5 protein-coding genes are annotated in these 6647 nt (G+C 68.7%); 1 reads left to right on the forward strand and 4 read right to left on the reverse strand.

The genetic code is table 11. The annotated features are described in order from the left end of the window. The coding region (locus IM632_RS00485; RefSeq protein ID WP_296551909.1) for an aminotransferase class IV at positions 1-774 on the reverse strand (774 nt) is incomplete at its 3' end. Beyond that, the gene (locus IM632_RS00490; protein ID WP_296551255.1) at positions 771-2081 is read right to left on the reverse strand and encodes an anthranilate synthase component I family protein; all 1311 of its coding nucleotides are present in this window, start codon (positions 2079-2081) and stop codon (positions 771-773) included. The genes IM632_RS00485 and IM632_RS00490, both read right to left, overlap by 4 nt. A gap of 137 nt (positions 2082-2218) precedes the next feature. Between IM632_RS00490 and IM632_RS00495 the strand changes: the two genes are divergently transcribed. Beyond that, positions 2219-4342, forward strand: coding sequence for a TonB-dependent siderophore receptor (locus IM632_RS00495; RefSeq protein ID WP_296521708.1), 2124 nt, complete (start codon positions 2219-2221; stop codon positions 4340-4342). 3 nt (positions 4343-4345) lie between these two features. On the opposite strand, the gene IM632_RS00500 is transcribed toward IM632_RS00495, so the two are convergent. Next, complete coding sequence (locus tag IM632_RS00500; RefSeq protein WP_296483032.1) at positions 4346-5716, reverse strand: amidase family protein; 1371 nt, start codon at positions 5714-5716, stop codon at positions 4346-4348. 4 nt (positions 5717-5720) lie between these two features. Next, positions 5721-6602 carry a lysozyme inhibitor LprI family protein gene (locus IM632_RS00505; RefSeq protein ID WP_296551910.1) on the reverse strand — a complete coding sequence of 294 codons (882 nt, stop codon included), beginning with the start codon at positions 6600-6602 and terminating at the stop codon, positions 5721-5723. Positions 6603-6647 lie beyond the last annotated feature (45 nt).

Consider the following 6647-nt stretch of genomic DNA (forward strand, 5'->3'; position numbering starts at 1 on the left):
TAGGGACTCGCCGCCTGGCAGGTCGCGTCCGTCCCAGGAGAGGGCGGGGCGAAGTCCGCGAAGCGCGTTGGTCAGCACCACGCCGTCCGCCGCCGCTGCTTCGCGTTGGGTCAGGGGCCGCTCCTCCAGGTCTTTCAGGGCCGTCCTGAGGCGGGCGCGGGTGACGCCGGGCAGAACGCCCTCTGAAAGAGGCGGCGTGACGATCCTTCCGTGAATCTGGAAGACCAGGTTGGCGGCGGCGGCGCAGGCCAGCCGGCCCCGGACATTCAGGAGGACAGCCTCGTCTGCACCCAGGGCGGCGGCCTCCCTCAGGGCCATGACGCTGTCGATGTAGGACAGGGTTTTGTGGCGCGAGGCCGGGGAGGCGGGGTTGCGCCGCACCCTGGCCGTCGCCAGGCGCACCGGGGTCCCGGCCTCCGGCGCCGCATTGGCGGTGATCAGGAGCCGGGCGGGGGCGGAGGGATCCCGCGCCAGGCCCCGCGCTGAGCGCCCGGCGGTGAGGGTGAGGCGGACGGCGGCCCGTCCCGTGTCCAGACCGTTCCGCACCAGGGTCTCCCGAGCGGCGGCGACCAGTCGGTCGGGGCGCGGCGGCGGCGGCAGGCCGAGCGCCGCGGCGGAGCCCGCGAGACGCCGGAAGTGGAGCGCCCCGTGCGCCAGCGCGCCGTCCACCGCCAGGAGGGTCTCAAAGAGGCCATCTCCCAGCGTCAGACCGCGATCGTCCGCCGGCAGGACATCTCCGTCCTCGATCCAGTCTCCGTCGCGCCAGACGATCACGGGCAGGTCCCCGCAATGGCCTCGACCAGCCGCAGGGCCTTGGCTTCGGTCTCCCGGGTCTCAGCCTCGGGGTCAGAGTCGGAGGTGATCCCGCAGCCGACCCGGAAGGTCACCGACCATCCGCCAGGTCTCTCATGGCAGGTGGCTGTCCGGATCAGGACGCTGGAGTCGAGCGTACCATCCGCTCCGGCCCGGAAAATCGAGCCATAGTCTGCGCCGCGGGGCGAACCCTCGATCTGGCGGATGGCCTCCATGGCCCGGAGCTTCGGCGCCCCCGTGATGGAGCCCGCCGGAAAGCAGGCTTCCAGCAGGTCGATGGCGGTCCTTTCCGGCGCCAGAACCCCCTCCACGTGGGAGACGAGGTGGTGCACGTTGGGCAGGGTCTTGAGTTCAAACAGCCGGGGCGTGCGCACCGATCCGGACCGGCAGGCCCGTGAAAGGTCGTTGCGCATCAGATCGACGATCATGAGGTTTTCCGCCCGGTCCTTTTCGCTGGCCAGGAGGCCCCGGGCGTTGAGGGCGTCAGCCTCCGGGGTGTGGCCCCGAGGCGCTGTGCCCTTGATGGGGCTGGTAAGCGCCAGACGACCTTCCGGCGTATTGCGGACCCGGACCAGCCGCTCCGGAGAGTTGGAGACGATGGCGAAGCCTGGCAGGCGAAGGTAGGCCGCGAAGGCGGCGGGGCTTGAGCGGGCCAGCCGACGGAAGAGGTCGAAGGGGTGGTCACCATCCCCGAGACGGCCCTCGAACCGGCGGGAGATGTTGGCCTGATAGAACTCGCCGCAGGCGATCCGCGCCCGAACCGCCTCGACCTTGCCGCCGAAGGCCTCGCGCGGCTCCACATCCTCAACCTGTCCCGCGCCGGGGAGAGGAGGGGGCGGAGGGGGGGACTCCAGAAGCGCGAGGAGAGCGTCACGGCCCTCCGGCGGGACGTTCGGCGTCTCGATCATGTGCACCGCCCGGGCCTCGTGGTCGAAGACCAGGACCCGGTCGTAGAGTCCCAGAGCCGAGGGCGGACCCGCGCCCGGTAACCCCGCATCATAGCCCAGGATGCCGGCGATGCCGGGATGGAAGGGCGCGGTTTCAGGTGCTGGAGGGGTCTGCCCGGGGCTCTCCAGCCAGCTCCTCGCCCGGGCGAGCGCTTCGCCGGCGCCCGCCGCCTGCTCCTGGGACCGGGGATGGGCGAAGATCGCGCTCCATCGCCCCTTCTCACCATCGCCGAGGATCAGCAGGGCGAAGGGCGTATCCCGCAGGAGATGGAAGGCGTCCAGCGGGTATCGCCAGGGCAGGGAGGGGAGCGGCGGAGCCATCGCCGCCTAGGTCATCCAGCGAGGGAGGCAAGGCAAGTCCAGATTCTCAGATTTCCAAGTTTTGAGAATAATTCGCATTTACGACTGGCCGAGTCCTTGTTAGGAACGATTATCATTTTTAGTTGCATCAGGCGTTCATGAGCACCCGGGCCGTCCTTCTTGTCACCGCCAGCCTTCTTGCGGGCGCCGCAAGCGCGCGGGCGGAGGAGGAGGGGATGCAGGTCTCACCGCTCATCATCACCGCCCAGCCTGACGATGGATACCTCCCGTACAGGCTGGATACGGCCCTTCGCACCTCGGCTGACCTCAGGGATATCCCGCAGTCGGTCGGCGTCGTATCGGCGGACCTGATCCGGGATCAGGCCATGCAGTCCATGGCCGATGTGCTCCGGTTCATTCCCGGGGCCACGATTGGCCAGGGTGAAGGCCACAGGGACGCCCCCAACCTTCGCGGCAACGCTTCGACGGCGGACTTCTTCGTCGATGGGATCCGGGACGACGTCCAGTATCATCGCGACCTCTACAACGTCGAACGGGTCGAGGTCCTGCTGGGTCCCAACGCCATGATCTTCGGGCGCGGCGGCGGTGGTGGCGTGATCAACCGGGTGACGCGGGTCGCCGACGGACGCCGCCATGTCGGCCTGAGCGCAGAGGCCGGCGACTTCCGCCACTTTCGGGTTGTCACGGACCTGGGCGCTCCATTGAGCGCCTCCTTTTCGGGCCGCGTGAACGCGCTCCATGAGCGCTCCGGGAGCTACCGAGACTACACAAATGTCGAGCGCTGGGGCGTCAATCCCTCCATCACGCTCCGCGCCGCCAGCGGCCTGACCGCAACGCTCACCTATGAAAGGTTCGTGGACGACCGGACCATCGACCGCGGTGCGCCGTCATTCCAGGGCCGCCCGCTTGCAATTCCGGTGTCCGCCTATTTCGGCGACCCGTCACAGAACTGGTCCCGTTTCGAGGGGGATACCCTGCGACTGGCCTTCGAACAGCCCATTGGCGCGGAACTGAACCTGCGTCACCGCACGGTCTGGGGCGGCTACGACAAGGGCTATGGCAACGTCTTTGCGTCTGGCCCGGCCGTGGCCGATGCTCAGGGCCAGGCTTCCACCTATCCGCTTCAGGCTTATCGCGCCTATACAGATCGCACCAACCTCTTCAGCCAGACCGATCTTGTCTGGACCCAGGGTGAGGAGGGCGCCAGGCGGGTCTTCCTCGCGGGTCTGGAGCTGGGGCGTCAGGAGACGGACAACCGGCGGGAAACCGGACGCTTCGGCGGGCCCGGCGGGCTCCTGACCCTGCTGGGAACCCCTGTGACTGACCCGACCCGCCGGAACCTGTCGGTTACCTATGCGAACATGGGGTCCGACGCCTTCAATACCGGGGTTGCACAGGTCACTGCGGTCTTCGCCCAGGTCCAGGCGGACATAAACCCCCGGGTCCAGGTGGTGGCGGGGCTTCGCTACGACGTCTTCAGCCTCGATCTGAAGGACCGAAGGGCCGCGAACACGGGCCGGCGTGACTTCTCGCGGACCGACCGGATCTGGTCTCCGAGGCTAGGCCTTCTAGTCCGGCCCGTGGAGCCGCTGACGCTCTACGCCAGCTACTCCGTCTCAAGCCTGCCTGCGTCGGGCGATCAGTTCGCCGGCCTCGCCCTCTCGACGGAAGCTCTGAAACCAGAGTCCTTCCGCAATCTGGAGGCCGGGTTCAAGGCCGACCTGGGTCCCCGCCTGATGGCCACGGGGGCGGCCTACCAGCTGGATCGCGAGAACACCCAGGCCCTGGATCCCACCACCCCAGGCCGTATCGTACAGACAGGTGCTCAGAGAAGCACCGGGCTCGAGCTCAGCCTGACCGGCAAGGTCACGGAACGCTGGGAGGCCGTGGCGACCCTGGCTGTCCAGTCCGCGAAGATCACCCGTCAGACCTCTGCGGCGCCCGTCGGCCGGAGGGCGGCCCTGACCCCCGAGCTGACGGCCTCCGTCTGGAACAAGGTCGAGGTCACCCCTCGGGTTTCCATTGGACTGGGCGTTGTCCATCAGGGCGAAATGTACACCTCGATCTCGAACGCCGTCACCCTGCCGGGCTTCACCCGGGTCGACGGCGCGGTCTTCCTGAGGCTGGGCGAGGACTACCGCCTGCAGCTTAATGTCGAAAACCTGGGCGACATTTCCTGGTCCCCCACCAGCCACGGCGACAACAACATCATGCCCGGCGCGCCGCGCACCGTTCGGCTCTCCATCTCCCGCGGCTTCTGAGGTTCAATAGCCCGGCGGCGGCCTGAATCCTCCATTCAGGGTTTCGATCAGTCCGGCGACGGCCAGGGTCGTTTGGTCGCCCCAGAGGGGGCCGATCACCTGCAGGCCCATGGGCAGGCCCTCGTCCGACAGGGCGACGGGCAGGGCGGTGGCGGGCAGCCCCGGGAGCGTCGCCAGACCGGCCCATACGAGGTGCCGCAGGTAGGCGACCTCGACACCGTCCACGGTCAGCTTGCGCGCGCCCATGGGACCGTCGGTCACATGCGGGAAGGCGGGGGTGGGGGCGATAGGCGCCAGCAGGACATCATGGTTCTCGAAGAAGCGCGCATAGTCCGCTCTGAGCCGGTGCCGACGCTCGTCCGCAGCCTTCCACTCCAGGTGGCTGGCGGCGTAGGCCGGCGCCATGGCGGCGTTGAGGAGGTCCCGGTAAAGGGCGTTCTGTTCGGCGAGGTCGGGACCCGGAAGGCCCGGCTCGCTGACCCGCGCCCCCGCCGCCGCGAGGCGGGCGCCGACCTGTCGGACCGCAGCCTTGCAGGACGCCGATGTCGGCGCCGCTGGGTCTTCCACGTGGATCGCCACCCTCAAACCCCGGGCCGAATGTGCGCGCGGCGAGGAGGGTGGCAGGCGCGCGCCGGGAATCCCCCCGGTGGTGACGGCGGTAAGGACGTCCAGGCCCAGGCGGATGTCGGCGACGGACCGTCCCATGGGACCGGCCACCACCAGGTCCATGAGAGCATGGGGCCAGACGGGCGGACGGGGCCCCTCACCGAACCGGTCCACGGCGTTCCAGGTCGGTTTGTGCCCGAAGACCCCATTGTAGTGACAGGGCACGCGGATGGACCCGCCGATGTCGCTGCCGAGCTCAAGCAGGGTCATGCCGGAGGCCAGGGCGGCCCCCGAGCCACCCGACGATCCACCCGCGGTGCGGTCAGGGTTCCAGGGGTTCCGGCACAGGCCATGGATGTCGTTGTAGCTCTGGATGTCCCCGCCGAACTCCGGAAGGTTGGTCTTGCCGAAGACCACGGCGCCCGCCGCGCGGAGCGCCGCCACGGCGGGCGCGTCCGCCTCCGGCGTGTAGTCGGCGAGGGGAACATGCCCGGAGGTGGTGACCAGGCCCCGGGTGGCGAAGATGTCCTTGATGGTCATGGGCAGGCCATGAAGCGGGCCGGTCAGCCGCCCCTGTCGCCGCGCTTCATCGGCCGCACGCGCGTCCCTGCAGGCGCTGTCGACATCCAGGGCGACCACTGCATTCAGGACCGGATTGAACCTCTCGACCCGCTCCAGGTGGGCGGCCAGGAGGGCCTCGCTGGTGATGGCCCCGCGGGCCAGGGCGTCCAGGGCGTCGGTGGCGGTGGCCGTCGAGAGGTCAATCATGGAGTCATTCCATCAGGGACTGGAGTTCGGAGATGCGGGACAGGGTTTCCCGCGTATCACACCGAAGGCGGGCGGCCTCCCGGGGCATGACCTCGGTGGAGGCGCCCGCCGCCTCGATGTTGCAGTCCGCAGTCTTCTTGCGCACCCAGGCGCGCTGGATTTCCAGGAACTCGGTACGGGCCCCTTCCGGCAGCGCCTTCCAGACCGCGTTGATTTGCTGGTTGGCCAGCTTGTTCTCGGCGGCGGCGAGGTCCAGGTCAGCCTTCTGGGCCGCTTCGGTCTGCTTGGCGGTCTCGGCCGAGGCGGCGGCGACCTCGGCCGCCTGGGCCTGGCTGGCGCCCTCGATCTCGCGACGGGCCAGGTGGGCGCCGACGATCTGGCCCAGGGTGGTGAACACGGGCGCGGCGCCCTCGACCTCGCCGTAGATCTTGTCCCGCTTGTCGGTGGGCTGGACGCTGTACTCAAGGTCGAAGGTCACGGAGTCTGCCGACCGCTTGAGGCCGGCCTGCGACAGCAGACTGTCCACATCAGGAAGGTCCAGAAGCCTGCGGGTCTGGTCGGCGTCCTCGATCATCCCCAGGGGGATGATGACCTTGGCGGTTCCCGCGCAGAACCGCTTGGTGCTGTCGGGATCCTTCTTCGTGGTCCGGATATCCTCAATCACAACCTTCAGCTCCGCGACCGTGGCGCGGATCTTCGAGGCGGCGGACATGCGGGTTCCATCTTCGGCGGCCAGTTCGGCTTCCGCGGCCTTCTCCACCTGTTCCCGGATGATGGAGGTGATCACATCGCGCGAGGAGTCACTCGCGCAATCCGTGGCGGCGACCCCGCAGCCGGACAAGAGGGCGCCAAGCGCCAGGACGGGAAGGATCGTGACGGACTTCATTCCTCTGCTCTCCCAGCCATTTTCCCGCACAAAACCTAGGGACCA

The organism is Phenylobacterium sp. (assembly GCF_020402505.1).
Lineage (GTDB): Bacteria > Pseudomonadota > Alphaproteobacteria > Caulobacterales > Caulobacteraceae > Phenylobacterium.